We start from the raw sequence: 1,861 nt of genomic DNA, 5'->3' as shown, positions 1-1,861 counted from the left end.
TATGCCCGGAAAAAGAGGTTTTGCCTACAAACAGCAAAATCAACCTGAAGAAATCGTGGAATTTAATATTCACGCTTACGATGTGAAAGAACTTTGGGATGAAATTTTTGAAGAACAAATAAAGGAAAGAGATGTCTGACATTAAATTTACCATTCGAAATTTACCGCCTGATGTTGTGTTTCTAACCTTCGAATTAAACGGCATAATGGAGCCTACTGAGTTAGCTCTTATAAACCCTCCTGATGTTGTGACCATTGGCTTATCAGGCAAGGGAGTAATACTTTCGGGCAGGGGGCCTATATGGTTATACGGGTATTTAATTCATTTTTACCACCCGGCTAAATTTGTTGCAACGCATGACCCCCGTTTTAATGGCGCTATTGTGGTGGAATCGCATACGCCTGATATACAAATAGGCGATGTAGTAGAAATTCCAAAAGACATTTATGTATAAAAATTAATTTATGCCCCACACCATCCACACCCTATCCATAATTTTTAACCTCCGTTTAAACCAAAACGACCTGGAAGCCTTTAGGGGTGCGGTGATTGCCGTTGCTGATAAAAGTAATGAGCTTTTTCACAACCACAACAACCAGGAGGATGAGGGCGAAGCGAATAAATTCCATTATCGGTACCCGTTGATCCATTACCGGATTCAAAACCACTCAGCCAGTTTGTTTGGAATTAATGAGGGGGCTGTGGCCATAGACAAACTGCTGCGCTCAAAAGCATTTAAAGATTTTAAAATCAACGGGAGACCGGTACAGTTAAACCTCGTGGAAAGGCAGGAAAATTCCTCATTTGCTTTATCATTAAATGCCAAAAAACAGCAATATACCTACCGTATTTACAACTACCTGCCGCTTACCCCCGATAATTACCACCAGTATAAAGCGCTGCCCAATTTCATACAAAAAGTTGAATTTATTGAAAAACTGCTGGCAAACCACCTGGTAGCCTTTGCCCATGGCGTTAACTGGGAGTTTCCTAAAAACCGTCGGCTGGAAGTATGCATACAAGATATTGACCGTATCAAAAAAACCGGGGTATTGGGTGTGCAGATGATGGCCTTCGATTTGGTTTTTAGCAGCAATGCCTTGCTGCCCGACAGGCTTGGTATTGGACGTAAAGCAGCCTTTGGTTTCGGCTGGATCTACCGTTTGGAATAACGGTTAACCTGTTCATTGACATATTGGAAGTAAAAAAATAAAAATATATGTTCAACTTGTCCAACCCCAGACCCTACCATGAGCCCACTGTAAATGAGTTACAGCATGATGCAGGGCGGTTTAAGTCGCTTCGTAATGAAAATGATTTAGCCGCCCTTTTAGAAACCGGGACTAACAACCTGCAATTGCTTCAGGTTAATCCGGAATACCATGTTTACGAAATTCCGAAAAAGGATGGTAGTATGCGGTTAATTGAGGATCCGCAGGACCAGTTAAAACAAATCTTGCACTGGCTTAACCATTATTTACAGGCCATATATTATTTTCAGCGGCCTGCTGCTGTTTATGGTTTTTGTGTTAGCTGCCGCGATGAAGTGGACCGCAATGTGGTTAATAATGCGAAAAGCCATTTAGGAAAACCTTTTTTACTGGTGATGGATTTGCACGATTTTTTTCACACGGTAACTATCGAAATGGTTTACCAAACCTTTAATTCACAGTTCCCGGTTTTTGAAAGCAAGATGATTGATACCCTAACGTGCATCAGTACCTATAAAGACAGGTTGCCCATGGGGTCGCCGGCATCACCGGTTATTTCAAATATGGCTGCATTAAATATGGATGCCGAGTTGGAGGATTTTTGTAATGCGGCCACTATCAAATACACCCGCTATGCAGATGATATGGT

The 1,861-nt window shown here is 41.6% G+C and carries 3 protein-coding genes; all 3 read left to right on the top strand.

Annotation, left to right across the window (positions count from 1 at the left end; translation table 11 throughout):
• The first annotated feature begins 131 nt into the window (after positions 1-131).
• On the top strand, positions 132-455 hold the full coding sequence (gene crn3 / locus QZY09_RS14790) for a CRISPR-associated ring nuclease Crn3/Csx3 (protein WP_295673594.1): 324 nt from the start codon (positions 132-134) through the stop codon (positions 453-455).
• A 10-nt stretch (positions 456-465) separates the two neighbouring features.
• Positions 466-1,173 carry a CRISPR-associated endonuclease Cas6 gene (locus QZY09_RS14785; RefSeq protein WP_295673592.1) on the top strand — a complete coding sequence of 236 codons (708 nt, stop codon included), beginning with the start codon at positions 466-468 and terminating at the stop codon, positions 1,171-1,173.
• Positions 1,174-1,220: 47 nt separating this feature from the next.
• The coding region (locus QZY09_RS14780; RefSeq protein WP_295673591.1) for a reverse transcriptase family protein at positions 1,221-1,861 on the top strand (641 nt) is incomplete at its 3' end.

It is taken from the genome of uncultured Mucilaginibacter sp., assembly GCF_903913935.1.
Classification (GTDB): domain Bacteria; phylum Bacteroidota; class Bacteroidia; order Sphingobacteriales; family Sphingobacteriaceae; genus Mucilaginibacter.
Note: the sequence above shows the minus strand (reverse complement) of the source record. Positions and strands in the feature narration are given on the sequence as shown.

Bases quoted from the DNA above. Each gene is read 5' to 3' on its own strand.
- QZY09_RS14785 (WP_295673592.1), top strand. From the start codon at position 466: ATGCCCCACACCATCCACACCCTATCCATAATTTTTAACCTCCGTTTA.
- crn3 (WP_295673594.1), top strand. From the start codon at position 132: ATGTCTGACATTAAATTTACCATTCGAAATTTACCGCCTGATGTTGTG.